This window comes from Paraburkholderia sp. BL6665CI2N2 (assembly GCF_004366535.1).
GTDB lineage: Bacteria > Pseudomonadota > Gammaproteobacteria > Burkholderiales > Burkholderiaceae > Paraburkholderia.
Map to the genome: position 1 here is coordinate 1498833 of NZ_SORC01000001.1, position 15774 is coordinate 1514606.

At 63.6% G+C, this 15774-nt stretch carries 13 protein-coding genes; 7 read left to right on the plus strand and 6 right to left on the minus strand.

The features are described 5' to 3' along the window. Positions 1 to 2: 2 nt before the first annotated feature. Together B0G81_RS06740 and B0G81_RS06745 are read left to right on the plus strand one after the other, a co-directional pair. Positions 3 to 743, plus strand: a complete 741-nt coding sequence (locus B0G81_RS06740) for a response regulator (RefSeq protein WP_012426490.1) — start codon at positions 3 to 5, stop codon at positions 741 to 743. Further along, positions 740 to 2065, plus strand: a complete 1326-nt coding sequence (locus B0G81_RS06745) for an ATP-binding protein (RefSeq protein WP_134133960.1) — start codon at positions 740 to 742, stop codon at positions 2063 to 2065. The genes B0G81_RS06740 and B0G81_RS06745 overlap by 4 nt, the downstream gene beginning before the upstream one ends. A gap of 30 nt (positions 2066 to 2095) precedes the next feature. On the opposite strand, the gene B0G81_RS06750 is transcribed toward B0G81_RS06745, so the two are convergent. After that, positions 2096 to 3769, minus strand: coding sequence for a cyclic nucleotide-binding domain-containing thioredoxin-disulfide reductase (locus tag B0G81_RS06750; RefSeq protein ID WP_134133961.1), 1674 nt, complete (start codon positions 3767 to 3769; stop codon positions 2096 to 2098). A 316-nt stretch (positions 3770 to 4085) separates the two neighbouring features. Here B0G81_RS06750 and B0G81_RS06755 point away from each other — a divergent pair, with 316 nt between their 5' ends. Together B0G81_RS06755 and B0G81_RS06760 are read left to right on the plus strand one after the other, a co-directional pair. Next, positions 4086 to 6002, plus strand: a complete 1917-nt coding sequence (locus B0G81_RS06755; RefSeq protein ID WP_134133962.1) for an SMP-30/gluconolactonase/LRE family protein — start codon at positions 4086 to 4088, stop codon at positions 6000 to 6002. Positions 6003 to 6088: 86 nt separating this feature from the next. Next, positions 6089 to 6421 carry a DUF2322 family protein gene (locus B0G81_RS06760; protein WP_134133963.1) on the plus strand — a complete coding sequence of 111 codons (333 nt, stop codon included), beginning with the start codon at positions 6089 to 6091 and terminating at the stop codon, positions 6419 to 6421. A gap of 116 nt (positions 6422 to 6537) precedes the next feature. Here B0G81_RS06760 and B0G81_RS06765 read toward each other — a convergent pair whose 3' ends face one another. The 5 genes from B0G81_RS06765 to B0G81_RS06785 form a co-directional block, all read right to left on the minus strand. Then, positions 6538 to 7539, minus strand: a complete 1002-nt coding sequence (locus B0G81_RS06765) for a transketolase family protein (protein WP_106277333.1) — start codon at positions 7537 to 7539, stop codon at positions 6538 to 6540. Next, the gene (locus tag B0G81_RS06770; protein WP_134133964.1) at positions 7536 to 8381 is read right to left on the minus strand and encodes a transketolase; all 846 of its coding nucleotides are present in this window, start codon (positions 8379 to 8381) and stop codon (positions 7536 to 7538) included. The genes B0G81_RS06765 and B0G81_RS06770 overlap by 4 nt, the downstream gene beginning before the upstream one ends. Before the next feature lie 38 nt (positions 8382 to 8419). Beyond that, a complete protein-coding gene (locus B0G81_RS06775; protein ID WP_134133965.1) occupies positions 8420 to 9748 on the minus strand; it encodes an MFS transporter in 1329 nt (442 codons plus the stop codon). Between the two features lie 83 nt (positions 9749 to 9831). After that, entirely contained in the window at positions 9832 to 10581 is a 750-nt protein-coding gene (locus B0G81_RS06780; RefSeq protein ID WP_106277337.1) for an SDR family NAD(P)-dependent oxidoreductase, read from the minus strand. 200 nt (positions 10582 to 10781) lie between these two features. After that, positions 10782 to 11678 (minus strand): LysR substrate-binding domain-containing protein, encoded by an 897-nt coding sequence (locus tag B0G81_RS06785; protein ID WP_116145586.1) that lies wholly within the window; start codon positions 11676 to 11678, stop codon positions 10782 to 10784. Positions 11679 to 12061: 383 nt separating this feature from the next. On the opposite strand from B0G81_RS06785, the gene B0G81_RS06790 reads away from it, so the two are divergent. Genes B0G81_RS06790 through B0G81_RS06800 form a run of 3 tightly spaced genes read left to right on the plus strand, consistent with a single transcriptional unit; the run spans position 12062 to position 15714 of the window. Then, a complete protein-coding gene (locus tag B0G81_RS06790; protein WP_134133966.1) occupies positions 12062 to 13606 on the plus strand; it encodes a sugar ABC transporter ATP-binding protein in 1545 nt (514 codons plus the stop codon). Positions 13607 to 13657: 51 nt separating this feature from the next. Continuing rightward, positions 13658 to 14653, plus strand: a complete 996-nt coding sequence (locus tag B0G81_RS06795; RefSeq protein ID WP_116145583.1) for an ABC transporter permease — start codon at positions 13658 to 13660, stop codon at positions 14651 to 14653. Between the two features lie 38 nt (positions 14654 to 14691). Further along, on the plus strand, positions 14692 to 15714 hold the full coding sequence (locus B0G81_RS06800; protein ID WP_134133967.1) for a substrate-binding domain-containing protein: 1023 nt from the start codon (positions 14692 to 14694) through the stop codon (positions 15712 to 15714). Positions 15715 to 15774 lie beyond the last annotated feature (60 nt).

A 15774-nucleotide genomic window follows, 5' to 3' on the forward strand; every position in this document is an offset into this window, starting at 1 on the left:
TGATGGAAACCATCGATCACGTACTGATTGTCGACGACGACCGCGGCATCCGCGAATTGCTGGCCGGTTATCTCGAGAAGAACGGCATGCGCGTGTCGCTCGCGGCGAACGGGCGCCAGATGCGCGCGGCGCTGGAGCAGGGCGCGCCCGATCTGATCGTGCTGGATCTGATGATGCCCGGCGAGGACGGTCTGGTGCTGTGCCGCGAACTGCGCGCCGGCAAATTCCGTGCTGTGCCGGTGCTGATGCTGACGGCGCGCAACGAAGAGGCGGACCGCATCGTCGGACTGGAAATGGGCGCGGACGACTATCTGCCCAAGCCTTTCGCCGTGCGCGAGTTGCTCGCGCGTATCCGCGCCGTGCTGCGGCGCGCGCGCATGCTGCCGCCCGGCATGCAGGTGACCGAATCGGCGCCGATGCTGGCGTTCGGCGACTGGCGCCTCGACACCACCGCGCGTCATCTGCTGGATGCCGAAGGCACCATGGTCGCGCTGAGCGGCGCCGAGTACCGCTTGCTGCGCGTGTTTCTCGATCATCCGCAGCGCGTGCTGACGCGCGATCAACTGCTCAATCTCACGCAGGGCCGCCAGGCCGATCAGTTCGACCGTTCGATCGATCTGATGGTGAGCCGTCTGCGTCAACGCTTGCGCGATGTCGCGCGCGAGCCGCGTTACATCAAGACGCTGCGCAGCGAGGGTTACGTGTTTTCCGCGGCGGTGACGGCCATCGGGGATCCGCAATGAACCGCTGGTCGTGGCTGCACTGGCCGCGCACGCTGTTCGCGCGGCTCGCGCTGATTCTGTTCGTCGGCCTCGCGCTGGCGCAGACCTTGTCGTTCTGGCTCACGCTGACCGAGCGCGACCAGACCATGACCAACGTGATGATGGGTTACATCGAGCGCGAAGTGAGCAGCTCGGTGGCACTGCTCGATCATCTGCCGCCGAACGAACGCGCGCAGTGGTTGCCACGGCTCGCGCGGCGTAGCTACGAATTCATCCTGGGGCCGGGCATTGCCGGCAGCCCGATCGATGCGCATCTGTCCGAGCGTGTGGCGCAGTCCATCGCGGACGGCATCGGCACGCGCTATCCGCTCACGGTGAATGCCGTTCCCGGCGACAAGGAGCGCTTGCAGGTTCATCTGCAATTGAGCGACGGCACGCCGCTGACAATCGATATGCGCCCTATGTCGGGCGCGCCGCTGTCGCGCTGGCTGCCGCTCGTGCTGGCGTTGCAACTGGCGGTGCTCGTGGCGTGTTGCTGGCTGGCGGTGCGGCTCGCCACGCGTCCATTGCATCAGCTGGCGCTCGCGGCTGATACGCTCGGCCCGGACTTGAAGGCGGCGCGCCTGCCGGAGGACGGGCCGTCGGAAGTGTCGCGCGCCGCGCGCGCCTTCAACGCGATGCAGGATCGCATCGCCACCTATATGACCGAACGCATGCAGATTCTGGCTGCGATTTCGCACGACCTGCAAACGCCGATCACACGCATGCGCCTGCGCGTCGACGTGATGGACGACGACGTGCAGGGCGCGAAGCTGCGCCAGGATTTGCAGGAAATGGAAAGCCTGGTGAAGGAGGGCGTGACGTACGCGCGCACGCTGCACGGCGCGACTGAAGTGCCGCGCCGTGTGGATCCCGACGCACTGCTCGACAGTCTCGTCTGCGACTATGTCGACGCCGGCCAGGCGGTCAGCCTGGAAGGGCGGCTCGGCGATTCGCTGGTGACGCGTCCGCAAGCCTTGCGCCGCATACTCGGCAACCTGGTGGACAACGCGCTGAAATTCAGCGGCGCGGCCGAGATCACGGCGGCCAGTTTGCCGAGCGGAGAGACAGCGATCGCCGTACTCGACCGCGGCCCCGGCATACCGGCGGAGTCGCTGGAAGCGGTGTTCGAGCCGTTCTACCGGCTCGAAGCGTCACGCAATCGCGATACCGGCGGCACGGGGCTCGGCCTCGCCATCGCGCGGCAACTGGCCATGGCAATGGACGCGACCCTCACGCTGCACAACCGTTCCGGCGGCGGTCTGGAAGCACGCTTGACGTTGAGGAACCTGCGCAACGCGTAGCGGCCGTCGCGAATCATCTGGCGCCCGACCTCAGCGGATCAGCGCCAGATATTGATGCAACGACTGAATCGCGGCCGCTCCTTCGCCGACGGCGGCGGCGACCCGCTTGACCGACCCGCTACGCACGTCGCCCACGGCGAAGATGCCGGGCCGGCTGGTCTCCAGATAATGCGGCGGCCGGTCCGACGACCACTGCGGCATTGCATCGGGACCGGTGAGCACGAAGCCGTGTTTGTCGAGCGCGACGCAATCACCTAGCCAGCCGGTGCTCGGCTGCGCGCCGAGAAACAGGAACACATGGCGGATCGGTTTCTCCTCGATGCGGCCTTGATTGTCCCACTTGATCGATTCGAGTTGTGTCTCGCCGTTCAGTTCGACGATCTGCGTGCGCACATGAACGCTGATGTTCGCCGCGGCTTCAATGCGTCGGATCAGATAGTTCGACATGCTCGCGCTGAGTCCGTCGCCGCGAATCACGATATGCACGTGACGCGCGAATCCCGACAGAAACACAGCGGCCTGCCCAGCCGAATTTCCCCCGCCGACGATGATCAATTCCTGGTTGTTGCAGAACGCGGCTTCCATATAGGTCGCGCTGTAGTAGATGCCGCTCCCCTCGAATTCTTCGAGGCGCGGCAGCAGCGGTTTCCGATACCGCGCGCCGGTTGCGATGACGACCGCGCTGGCATAGACGTGTTCGCCGTAATTGAGGCGCAGGTGAAAGGGCGGCGCGTTCTCACATTCGATGCCGAGTACTTCGATGGGTACGCCGACTTCCGCGCCGAACTTGCGGCATTGAGACAAGCCACGGCCGGCGAGCGCCTGCCCTGAAATGCCGGTCGGGAATCCGAAGTAATTTTCGATTTTCGAACTGGTGCCGGCCTGGCCGCCTGGCGCCTTGGTGTCGACCACCGCAACTCGTAGCCCTTCGGACGCCGCGTACACCGCGGCCGCGAGGCCTCCCGGTCCCGCGCCGACCACGACCACGTCGAACCGCTCGCCGTTCAGCCGGTCGGGGCTCAGTCCGATCGCATCGGCCACCGCGCGGTTGGTCGGCTGCTTCAGCACGTTGCCTTGCCCGGTGACGATCACCGGTATGTCGGCTTCGGTTGCGTCGTAACGCTCGAGCAGCCCTTTGGCTTCCTCGTGCTCGACGATATCGAAGTAGGCGAAAGGCTGCGCGTTGCGGCTCAGGAAATGCCGCAGCACGAGCGTACTCCACGAAGCCGAACTGCCGATCACCAGCGTGCCGCCGTGCTGATCCTGAATGAACGCGACGCGCCGCAGGATATAGGCGCGCATGATCGTCTCGCTCAACTCTGCTTCCGCGACGACGAGCGCCCGCAGCGATTCCTCGTCAATCACGATCACTTCGCAATCGCTGGTGGCGCGTGCCGTCGCGACCGCGCCGCGGCCCGCGAGCGTTCCCACTTCGCCGGTGAAGCTGCCGGGGCCGTGCGTGCCGAGAACGTGATGCTTGTCCCCGGCGCCTCGCGACGCTTCGATCGTGCCGGAGACGATGGTGAACATGGGAATGTGCCGTTCGCCTTCGGTGAACAGAACGTCGCCCGCTTTCAGCCGCCGGCGTTCGCCATATCGCTCGAGCACCGCAAACTGCTTTTCATTGAGCCTTGGAAAAATCTGATGATGACGGCTGCCGCCCGCCACCAGGTCTTCGGGTCTGCTTGACGATTTATTGCCCATGGAGCGTTCCGAATGGAGGGCGCGCGTTGCGCGCCGGGGTGAACTCGCGGCCGGATGCCGCATTGGCGCGAACGGTCCGAATGATCGGAGAGGACGGCGGACCGTCTTGTCCGCAGAGATTGTGCGCCTGAGTTTAGTGGTCGGTAAAGTGCGAAAAATAGGGGTGTGCCGCTTGCCAGCGGGCAGCTGCTCTCCGTTTACATGCACGCTGCATGGTTTAACCACGGGGCCCGGAACGTTTCTTCATACCAAACACCAAGCTTTCATATCTGGCGAGGTACATTGTCGAGGAACGATTGTTCGGGGAGCAACACTCATGATCAAGCATCGCGTCCTTGCCGCGCTTCTATGCGCGGCAACCTTCATGTTCGCGCCGCTCAGTTACGCGCAATACACCACCGACTGGCTGGGCAATACGTTCGGCACACTCGCCACGCATGTGGGCAACACCGCGCGTTCGCTGTGGGTCGCGCCCGAAGGCGTGATCTACACGGCTTCATTGTGGGACGAGAACGAGGGCGGCGTCGCGGTCTATCAGAACGGCCGGAGCCTCGGCTCGATCGGCACGCACGCCGACTTCCAGGGCAGCGCGATTACCGGCGATGCCACGTCGATCTTCGCAGCGTTGCAATACAACAGGTCGTTCGGCAGCGGCTCGGTAGGGCGCTACAACCGCGCCACGCAGACGCGCGACCTGATCATTCCCGTCAGCGTGTGGACGTCGATACCGCATGCCGATGTCATCACCGGACTTGCAACTGCGGGCTCATTGCTGTATGCCAGCGACTTCTACGGCAATCGCGTGCGCGTCTTCACGACTGACGGCGTCTGGCAGCAGGACATCAAGGTATCGGCTCCCGGCGCGTTGGCGCTGGATAGCGTCGGCAATCTGTGGGTCGCGCAGCAGAGCGCGGGCACGATCGTCGAATTCAGTCCGGCCGGCGCGCTGCTGAATACGATTCAGATGCCGACGGCGTCGCGGCCGTCCGCGTTGTATTTCGATGCCGCGTCCGGGCAACTCATGGTCGGCGACCAGGGGCCGGACATGAACATCAAGCGCTATACGATCGCGGGTACGCCGACGCTTGCCGGCACATTCGGCGTTCAGGGCGGCTATCTCGACACTACCAGCGGCATCAAAGGGCAGGTGGGCGACAAGCGCTTCACACGCGTGGCGGGCATCGGCAAGGACGCCGCCGGCAACCTGTACGTGTTGAACAATCCGTGGGGCGGCGGCTGGGATCTCGGCCGCAACGGCGCTACCGACCTTCACGCGTACGACAGCGCCGGCAACCTCGAATGGAAATTACAGGCGCTCAATTTCGAAGCGATCGCCGCGCCGGACCCATCGACGGACGCGGCCTACTTCTATAGCGGCACGCACATTTACACCGGCACGGCGGGCGGCAGCTTCGTCGCGAACACGGTCGATCCGTTCACGTATCCGTCCGATCCGCGTCTGAACATGAACGACACGCAACGCGGCCAACACTTCGGCCAGCTCGTCACGGTCGGTGGCAACCGGATTCTGGTGGCGTCCGGGCAGAACCCGGGTATCTTCAACTTTTTTCATTTCAACCCGGCGAGCGGATACATAGCGATTCCGGACGCGTCGATTCCGGGGACGGCGTTCAATACGAACCTGCAGGTCACGGGCGGCTTTTGCATCGACAGCCGGGGCGATGTGTGGGCCGGGCTGGACCGGACCAATCACATCTATCACTATCCGCTCGCCGGCTTCGACGGCAATGGCAAGCCGTCATGGGGACCGGCGGTTACGATTTCCATTCCGCAGAGCATCCGGCCGCTCACGCGCATCCTCTACCTTGCGGAGAGCGACACCATGATCCTTGCGCAGGGCATTGCCGGAAGCTGGGACTGGACCGCCATGCAGTCGCGCATCGAGGTCTATCACGGCTGGAGCGCGGGCAACACCACGCGGCCCGATCCGGTGATCACGCTCACCAGTGCCAATCCCAAGTCGATCACGGCGGCGGGCAATTATCTGTTCGTCGGCTACGTGCACACGGTGCCCAATATCGACGCTTTCAATCTCACGACCGGCCAGCTCGTCACCACGCTGATCAATTCGAGTCCCGCGACCGTGGATGTCGGCAACGACGTCGATTCGATGTACGGCCTGCGCGCATATCTGAGGGCAGCGGGCGAGTATGTGATCACGAAAGACAACTACAACGGATCGAGCATCGTGGTGTATCGCTGGACGCCGTGACGGCCGTGCGCTAAGGCATGGCATGCCCCCCTATCGGATAAGATACGGCCCGCGCCGCAATTTTTCGAAAACAGGGAGTGGTTTCAATGATTCAACCGGGCAACGTATTCAAGGACAACCTCGCGCAGATGCCGGGCATCGACGCAATCGCGCGTATCGATCTGGTGGACGGCAAGGGCGCCGTGGTGGCCAGCATCGAGAACAAGCCGGGCAAGCAGGGCTCGCTGGCGGTGTACCACTATCTGCAGCAGACCTTCGGCACGCTCGACGCCAAAGCGGCCGAGCATGGTCTCATCGTGTTCGCCGAGCACACGGCCGATGCGCGTCACCGTCCGGGCGCGCATCCGAACGTCGATATCCTGCTCGCGATTGCCGCGGGCGGAGAGGCTTTGCGGACCGATGTGATCGCCGCGGGCTGAAGTGGGTTGGTGATAATCGGTGCGGCGCTGCTGGACGAGCCGGTGCGCGCGGCCGCGCCGTGCCGTGCCGATTAGGCGACGCCGGCTGCATGCCCGCGTCGTCCATCAAGACACGCTCAGTTCAACCAGCCCTTGATCGCCTCGGACATCGTGGCGGTCGAAATGCCGTAGCGGTCGTGCAGCGTCGGCAACGCGCCGGCGTCGAGGAACGCATCGGGCAGTCCCACTTGCCGGAAATGACACGCCACGCCCGCGCGCATCAGTTCGGCCGCGACCGCTTCGCCCAGACCGCCGATCACCGTGTGGTTCTCGGCGACCACCACGAGACGTCCGGAGCGCTTCGCTTCGCGCACGATCGTTTCCGTGTCGAGTGGCTTGATCGTCGGCACATGCAGCACGGCGACGCCGATCCGGTCGCTTTCCAATGCCTTCGCCACTTCGAGTGCGCGCATGGTCATGATGCCCGACGAGATGACCAGTACTTCGGCGCCGTCGCGCAGCAGCTTGGCTTTGCCCAGTTCGAAGGTGTAGTCGTATTCGTCGAGTACGGCCGGCACATTGCCGCGCAGCAGGCGGGCATAGACGGGGCCCTTATGTGCGGCGATCGCGGGCACCATCTGCTCGATGTCGAGCGCATCGCACGGATCGATCACGGTCATGTTCGGCATGGCGCGCATTAAGGCGAGATCTTCCGCGGCCTGGTGGCTCGGACCGTAGCCGGTTGTCAGGCCCGGCAGAGCGCAGACGATCTTCACGTCGAGATTGTCTTCGGCGATCGTCTGATGCATGAAGTCGTACGCGCGGCGCGTGGCGAATACCGCATACGTGGTGACGAAAGGCTGTGCGCCTTCATGCGCGAATCCCGATGCCGCGCCCATCAGCAATTGCTCGGCCATGCCCATCTGGTAGAAACGCTCCGGAAACTCCTTCGCGAAGATGTGCAAGTCGGTGTATTTGCCGAGGTCGGCCGTCATGCCGATCACGTTCTGCTTTTGCCGCGCCAGTTCGACCAGCGCGTGGCCGAAGGGTGCGGACCGCGTGACCTGTCCTTCGCCCGCGATCGAGGCGATCATCGCGGAGGTCTTCAGGCGCGGCTTGCTCGCGGTTGCGTTGCTCATGCTTGTCTCCCTTCTTTGAGTGCTTCCAGCGCCAATTGCCATTCATCGGCATCGACGCGGATAAAGTGGTTCTTCTCGCGTTGTTCGAGGAACGGCACGCCGCAGCCCATGCGCGTGTCGGCGACGATGATGCGCGGCTGCACCTCAGGATGCGCGCGCGCCGCATCGAACGCGGCCGCCACCGCGGCGATATCGTTGCCGTCCACGCGTTGCGTGAACCAGCCGAACGACTCGAGTTTTTCGACGAGCGGCTCGAACGCCATGATCTGCGTCGACGGGCCATCGGCCTGCTGGTTGTTCACGTCGACCACGGCGATCAGATTGTCGAGCTTCCAGTGACTCGCGGACATCAAGCCTTCCCAGATCGCGCCTTCGTCAAGTTCGCCGTCGGAGAACAGCGTGTACACGAACGACTTCGACCCTTTGCGCTTCAACCCGAGGCAGCGGCCCACCGCGATCGTCAAGCCCTGGCCGAGCGAGCCGCCGGACATCTCCATGCCGGGCGTGTAACTCGCCATGCCCGACATGGGCAGGCGGCTGTCGTCGCTGCCGTAGGTTTCGAGTTCCTCGGCGGGCAGAATGCCAGCTTCGAAAAGCGCCGCATACAGCGCGATCGCGTAATGCCCGTTCGACAGCAGGAAGCGGTCGCGCTCTTCCCAATCGGGATCTTCCGGCCGGTAGCGCATCGCGCCGAAGTAAGCGACTGCGAGAACATCGGCGATGTCGAGCGCCTGACCGATATAACCCTGGCCCTGGACCTCACCCATCAACAATGCGTTTCTACGGATACGGTATGCGTGTTCGGCAAGGGTTGCCGTCGGCACGCGTTCTGGACTGTTCATGTTGTCTCCTGTGATCAGTCGTAAAGAGTAAGAAGGGTTCAGCGGTTCACGGACTTCGCGGGCACCAGAAACACGAGGCAGGCGCCGAACGTGACGGCCACCGAGATAAAGATCAGCCCGGCGGTCGATTTGCCTGTCAGGTCGTTGAGCCAGCCGACAATCGCCGGAGAAAAGAAGCCTGCAAGATTGGCGACGCAGTTCACCGCCGCGATCCCAGCCGCGGCCGACATGCCGCCGAGCAACGCGGTCGGCAACGACCAGAACTGTGAAGACGACGCGAGAATGCCGGCCGCGGCGATGCTCAGACAAACGATGGAGGCCGGCACACTGCCGATGGCCGGCAGCAGAATGAAGCCCGCTGCGGCGATCAGCATCGGAATCGCCAGATGCAGACGGCGTTCACGATGACGGTCCGCACTCATGCCGACCAGCGGCAGCGCGATGATGGCGCACAGATAAGGAATCGCGGTGAACACGCCGATCCACAGCGGGTCGGCCACACCCGATTTGCGGATGATGGTCGGCAGCCAGAACGTCAGGCCATATTGACCGAGCACCACGCAGAAGTAGATGGCCGCCATCAGCCACAAGCGGCGGTCGCCGATGAACGATTTGACCGAGACGTGGGCGATCTTATGCGCGTTGTCGCCGGCCACGTTGCGGGCGAGCAGCGTCTTTTCGGAGTCCGTCAGCCACTTCGCTTTCGTGATGCCGTCGTCGAGATAGAGCAGGATGGCGACGCCGAGCACGAGCGAAGGCACGGCTTCCAGCAGGAACAGCCACTTCCAGCCGGCCATGTTCATCGCGCCTTGCAGCGAGTGCATGATCCAGCCCGACAGCGGGCCGCCGATAATGCCGGCCAGCGGAATCGCCATGAAGAACAGCGACAGCGCTTTGGCGCGGCGCGCAGCGGGAAACCAGTAAGTCAGGTAGAGAATCACACCGGGTGCGAAGCCCGCTTCCGCGACGCCGAGCAGAAAGCGCAGCACATAGAAGGTTGTAGGCGACTTCACGAAGATGAACGAAGCGGAGATCACCGCCCACGTCAGCATGATCCGCGCGAGCCACTTGCGCGCGCCGACGCGATGCAGCACCAGGTTGCTCGGCACCTCGAATAGGAAATAGCCGAGAAAGAAAATTCCCGCGCCCATGCCATACACGGTTTCGCTGAAGCGCAGATCGTTGAGCATCTGCAGCTTCGCGAAGCCGACGTTGACGCGGTCGAGATAAGCGCCGAGATAACACAGCATCAGGAATGGGATCAGGCGACGGCTGACTTTCGCGTAGGTCTTCGACTCGAAGCTTGTCGAGTCCGTTTGCGGCAGCACGTCGGCGGCAAGGGATGCCGCGGGGTATTTCGGTTTCATGTGCGTCTCCTTCCATGGCTCCGGGTTGGCCCGGATGCCGGTCATGTTGCCGCTCCTCGCGAGCAGCAACGCGTCGCTGTCAATCAATGAATCAGCATGCCGCCGTTCACGTCGAGGGTGATGCCCGTGAGATAGGTCGACAGATCGCTGACGAGGAACAGGCACGCGTTCGCCACGTCGCTCGCGTTGCCGAGCCGACCGAGCGGAATGCCCTTGATGATGTCGACGCGCATCTCCGCGGTGAGCTTGTCGCCGGTGATATCGGTTTGAATCAGGCCGGGTGTGATCGAGTTCACGCGAATGCTGTCGCCGCCGAACTCGCGGGCCATTGCGCGCGAGAGACCGAGCACGCCGGCTTTCGCCGCGCTGTAGTGCGGGCCGCCGAAGATGCCGCCGCCGCGTTGCGCGGAGACCGACGACATGCACACGATGCTGCCGCCTTTCTGCTCTTTCATGGCCGGCAGCACGGCTTGCGACATGTAGAGCGTGCCGCGCAGATTGACGTCGACGACAGCGTTGAAGCCTTCGGCGGTGATATCCAGCGTGCGCACCGGCTGCGTGATGCCGGCGTTGTTGATGAGGCCGTCGATGCGGCCGTAGCGCTCGAGTGTCGCTTTGGCGGCCGAGACGCACGCGTCTTTGTCGGTGACGTCGCAGGCGAGGCCGAGATGCGCGTCGCCGAGATCGGCGGCGGCGCGCTTCGCGTCTTCTTCGCGTAGATCGAGAATGACGATGCGGGCGCCCTGAGCGGCGAGTGCCTGAGCGGTTGCCTTGCCGATTCCGCGCGGTGAGGCGGCGCCGGTCACGATGACGACTTTGTTCTCCAACAGCATGATTGTCTCCTGAGTGTTGATGTGATGGCCGAAGTGTCTACTGCGCGGCCGGTCGCATCAACGACGTACTGCTCAACTATGTTTGAGAAATTTTCAGGTGACGTGCTGCTTTAAACGCAGATGCCGCATGGTGCGACGCCGCATTCGGAATGTCTTGCGAGCGCGGTGCTGGAAAACCCTGGCAAGGATCGAAGCCGCTCTCAGGCTTTGCGCTCCATGCGCCCGACCTCGCGCTCGATCCACGCGATAAAGCGCGTGACGCGCGGCAGTTCGGCGTTTTGCGGCGGATAGACCAGATGATGCGCGCCGACCTCCACGGCGTGCGTGTCGTCGAAGACCGGCACCAGCGCGCCTTCCTTGATCCGGACCGAGGCGAGCATCACGCTTTCGAGCGCGATGCCGAGGCCGAGCGCCGCCGTTTCGAGCGACATGTACGAGCGATCGAAAGAGAAGTCGAAGGTCTTATGGGCGGCCGACACGCCGGTGCGTCCGAACCACTGCTTCCACTGCACGAGCGGTGTCTCCGAGTAGATCAGCCGATGTTGCAGCAGATCTTCAGGCGTCTTGACCGGATTGTTCGCCAGATATTGCGGCGACGCGAGCGGCGCGATGAACTCGCCGCGCAGCGTTCTGACTTCAAGGTCACGCCAGTTCGCGTAGCCGTGGCGCAGATCGATGTCGTAATAACCGCTGGTAAACGAGACGTCTTCATATGAGCAGGCGAGATTCAACTGGATATCGCCATTGGCCTCCTGGAACGAAGCAAGCCGCGGCAGCAGCCACATGAGCCCGAAGCTGGGACTCGAATGCACGCGCAGGATATCGACGTCGGTGCGGCTCGATGCGCGCTCAGTGGCGCGGCTCAGATCCGCCAGCGACCCCGTCACGTCGGACAGATAACGCTCGCCGGTCGGCGTGAGGACGAGCCCACGGCCGGAGCGATAGAAGAGCGGCTGGCCGATTACCGACTCCAGGTTGCTGATCTGATGACTGACCGCCGATGCGGTCAGGCCGAGCTCTTCCGAGGCCCGGTTAACGCTTTTTGTTCGGGCCACGCTCTCGAACGCGACGATGGCCTTGACCGGTGGAATGCGCATAGTGGAATTTTTTTCAGATGCAGTTGAATGAAACCGCCTTGTTCGCACGCCATTCGCACTGCCATTCTGTCGATAAGCCGCGCAGCCAGGGATGCATGGGGTCCTCTCGGTACTAACCCGGCAGTTTCACTGCCGCCAGGCGGCTAAATCATAAACATAGGTTGCGCAGTGCAACAACTGTGCAGGAGACGGTAATGGATTATCCGACTTTCCCGGTGAGCGCGCGATCAGCACACGCTCACACGCAGCGCTCTCGTCCTGTTCGCTTCCATATCGAGTAAAGACATTTCGCCGGTTAGCGCCTATGCGGCGTACTGGCGACTGTCGTACTACGCATTCGCAAAACATGCGCGATGCGCGGAAAACGCGAAAGGAGAAAGGACATGGCTGAGCAGCGTTACTTGTTGACGGCGCGCGCGATCGTCAAGAGCTTTGGACCGACCAGCGTATTGAAGGGCTTCGATATTTCGATCGCCCCAGGTGAAGTGCATGCTTTCCTGGGTGGCAACGGCGCGGGCAAGTCGACGCTGATCAAGATCATCTCCGGTCAGTTCGAGCGCGACGGCGGCACGCTCGAATTCGACGGGCAAGCAATCGGTGCATCCGTCGGCGGGCATGTTGCCGCCGGCACCATCGCGGTCGTCAATCAGGAACTTGCGTTGCTGCCGCATCTGTCGGTGGCCGAGAACATCGCGATGCCGCGGCTGCGGCGCGGCGCCGCGAAATATAGCGAACGCGCGTCGATGGACATTGCGGTCGCAGCGCTGTCGCTGATCGATCCGCAGTTCGCGCGTGAATCGTCGGGCCGGCTGGTCGGCGATCTGACCTTGCACGAGCGCCAACTGGTGGAGATCGCGCGCGCCCTCGGTTCGGGCGCGAAGCTGTTGCTGCTCGACGAGCCGACCGCCAATCTGACCGCTGCGGAAACCATCCGGCTGTTCGCGGTACTACGGCGTCTCATTGCCGATACGGGACTCGCAGTGCTGTTCGTTTCGCACCGCATGCGCGAGATTCGCCAGATCGCCGATGTCTGCACGATCATCCGCGACGGCAAGACGGCCGTCGATCGCGTCGCGCTCGATGCGATCACGGATCGCGAGATCATCGAATGCATGGGCCAGAGCGTTGTTGTCGATGACGCGGCCGCGCGCGTCGCGGAGTCGGCGGAATCGGGGCAGGCCCACCCGGCAGGGGACCAGGGCATCGGTGACGGCGGCGGTCGCATTCACGCGGGCGCATTGCGGATCGAACGCGACGGCGTTGCGATCGAAGTGCCGGCCGGCGCGATTGTCGGCCTCGCCGGAGCGCCGGTGGGCCCGTCTTCGTTGATCGATGCGCTGACCGGTATCGCGCCCGCCGGCTCGTGGGCCATTACGCGCGACGGCGCTCGTGTCAGCTATTCGCATCCGTCGGCAGGCGCGCGCGACGGCGTCGGCTTCGTCTCGGGCGACCGCTCGAACAAGGGCGTGCTCGCCACGTTGCCGATCGTCGACAACCTCGTCGCGGCGGCGCGCGTCGTCAACCGGCGCAGTGTCGTGAAGCGCGAAGAGATCGAGCAGAGCACGCGGTTGCTGGACGCCCTGAAGATTCGCGCCGGCTCGCTGTGGGACTTGCCGGCCACACTCAGCGGCGGCACGCAGCAGAAACTGCTGATCGCCCGTTGGCTATTGCTGCGGCCGAGGCTGCTGGTGCTCGAAGAGCCGACCCGCGGCGTGGATATCCGCACGAAGCGCGAAATCTACGCGCTGATTCGCAAGATGGCCCAGCAGGGTACGACGATCGTCTGGTGGTCCACCGAATATATCGAACTGGTCGAACTGTGCGACACCGTGCTCGCGTTCGATCTGGACGGCAAGCCGACCGAAGTCCTGCGTCACGCCGACGTCAACGAAACACAACTCGCGGCCGCAACGGGTATGGCCGCCTAACGTCGGTTAGCGCCGCCGCGCGCCAAAACATCATTAAATCTGGAGACAGCCATGAAATCAGCCACTCATCCCATCGCGGAGGCGCAGCCAAAACGCAGCAGCGCGGGACGCCGTTTGCTGTCGGCCTACCGCACCGAAATTGCGATTGCCATTGCGATCATCGTGATCGAACTTGCGGTGGGCACGATCGTACCGGCGGCGCTGTCGGGCGGCAATATTTCCAACGTGACGCAGGCGGCCGCGCCGCTCGTCATCATGGCATTCGGCGTGTTGCTCGTGATCATTACCGGCGGCATCGACCTGTCCGTCGGTTCGGTGTTTTCTTTGACGGGCATGGTGACCGGCCTCGCCATGGCGCATGGCTATGGCGCGGTGGCGAGCAGTGTCGCGGGACTCGCGGTCGGCGTCGGCATCGGCGCGCTCAACGGTGCGCTCGTGACCTTCGTCGGACTCGCGCCGTTCGTCGTGACGCTCAGCACGTATGCGATTGCGGGCAGCCTCTCGTTCATCGTGACCGACGGCCACTCGCTGCCGATCTCCAACCCCGACTATTGGCTGCTCGATTCCGGCACGCTGATTCCCGGCCTGCCGAACTATGCGCTGTGGTGCGTGCTGCTGCTCGTCGCGATCGAATTCTGTTTGCGCAAGGTGGTGGCGGGCCGCTGGCTGTATGCGATCGGCAGCAGCAGTTCGTCGGCGCGCGTGATCGGGATTCCGGTCAATCGCGTGCGGCTCGGCGCGTATCTGCTCTCGGGTTTGCTGGCTTCGTTCGCGAGCATCGTCAGTGTGTCGTACATCAGCAATGCCGAGGCCACCGCGGGATCGAGCCTGATGCTGCAGGCCATCGCGGCCGTGGTGATCGGCGGCGCGAGCCTGTTCGGCGGGACCGGTTCGGCCATCGGCGCGCTGCTCGGCGCGCTGATGATCACGATCATTCAGAACGGCGCGAATCTGATCGGCGTGAACAGTTTCTGGCAAGGCACCGTGACCGGTGTCGTCATTCTCATCGCGGTTCTCGTGGACCGCGTTACCAAAGCCCGGCGTTGAGCACGGGTTCGCAAAAACTATCTGGAAGGAGACACATCATGAACAAGCGCACATTCAGGTCGGCCGGCGCATACACGAGGCAGCCGGTTGCACGGATCGCAGTGGCGTCGATCGTCGCACTCGCTGCGGCATTCGCATCGCAGATGGCGGTCGCGGCGGACAAGCAGACGGTCGCGTATATCGCGCCGTCGCTGGATATTTCGTACTGGCAGTGGGTCGCGTACGGCGTCAAGCAACGGGCGCAAGAACTCGGCATGGACTATGTCGAGTTCACCTCGGAGAATTCGCCGGCCAAGCAGATGGACAACGTGCGCACGGCCATGACGCGCGGCGTCAACGCCATCGTGATCGGGCCGGTCAGTTCCACCAGCACGCCGCCCGTGCTGCGTCTTCTGAAGTCGAAGTCGGTGCCGGTCGCCTTCACGGGCATCGGGCCGCAGGCGGGGCAGACGGACTATACGTCGGCCGTCACGGCGAATAACTACGATACGGGCAAGGCTCAGGGCGCATACGTTTGCAAACTCGCGAAGGATCGCGGCAGCAACAAGGTGGCGATGCTGTCGCTGCCGCAGGATCGCGAGAATGCGCAGAAGTACATGAAGGGCGCGCAGGAGTCGTTCAAGGCCGATGGCTGCGATCTCGTGCAGGTGCTCGAGACGCACGGGCTCACGGTCAACGAAGCGGTGCAGCAGGCCAACGACGTGCTGACCGCTCACCCCGATGTGAAAGCCATCTACGGCATGTACGACGAAGCCGCGACGGGCGCCGCCAAGGCGCTGCAAACGCGCGGTGCGGTCGGCAAGGTGGCGGTCGTCACGGCCGACGGCAGCCCGACGACAATCAAGCTGCTGCGCGACGGCGCGATCCAGGGCATCTTTTTGCAGGAGGCGGTCGGGCAAGGGATCGACGCGACCACGCAGGTGTTCAATGCGCTGAATCATAAGCCGACGACGCAGGAACTCGCGCTGAAGGAGCCGCTCGTGACGAAGGAAACGATCGATCAGCCGGATGCGCAGGCCACCGTGAAGCGTGTCTATCCGCCTTCCGCGGGCAAGTACTGAAAAAACGGTGTTGACCTGATTGCGCGGCCGTTCGTTTAGTGGTGTTTCGACGCGAGCGCC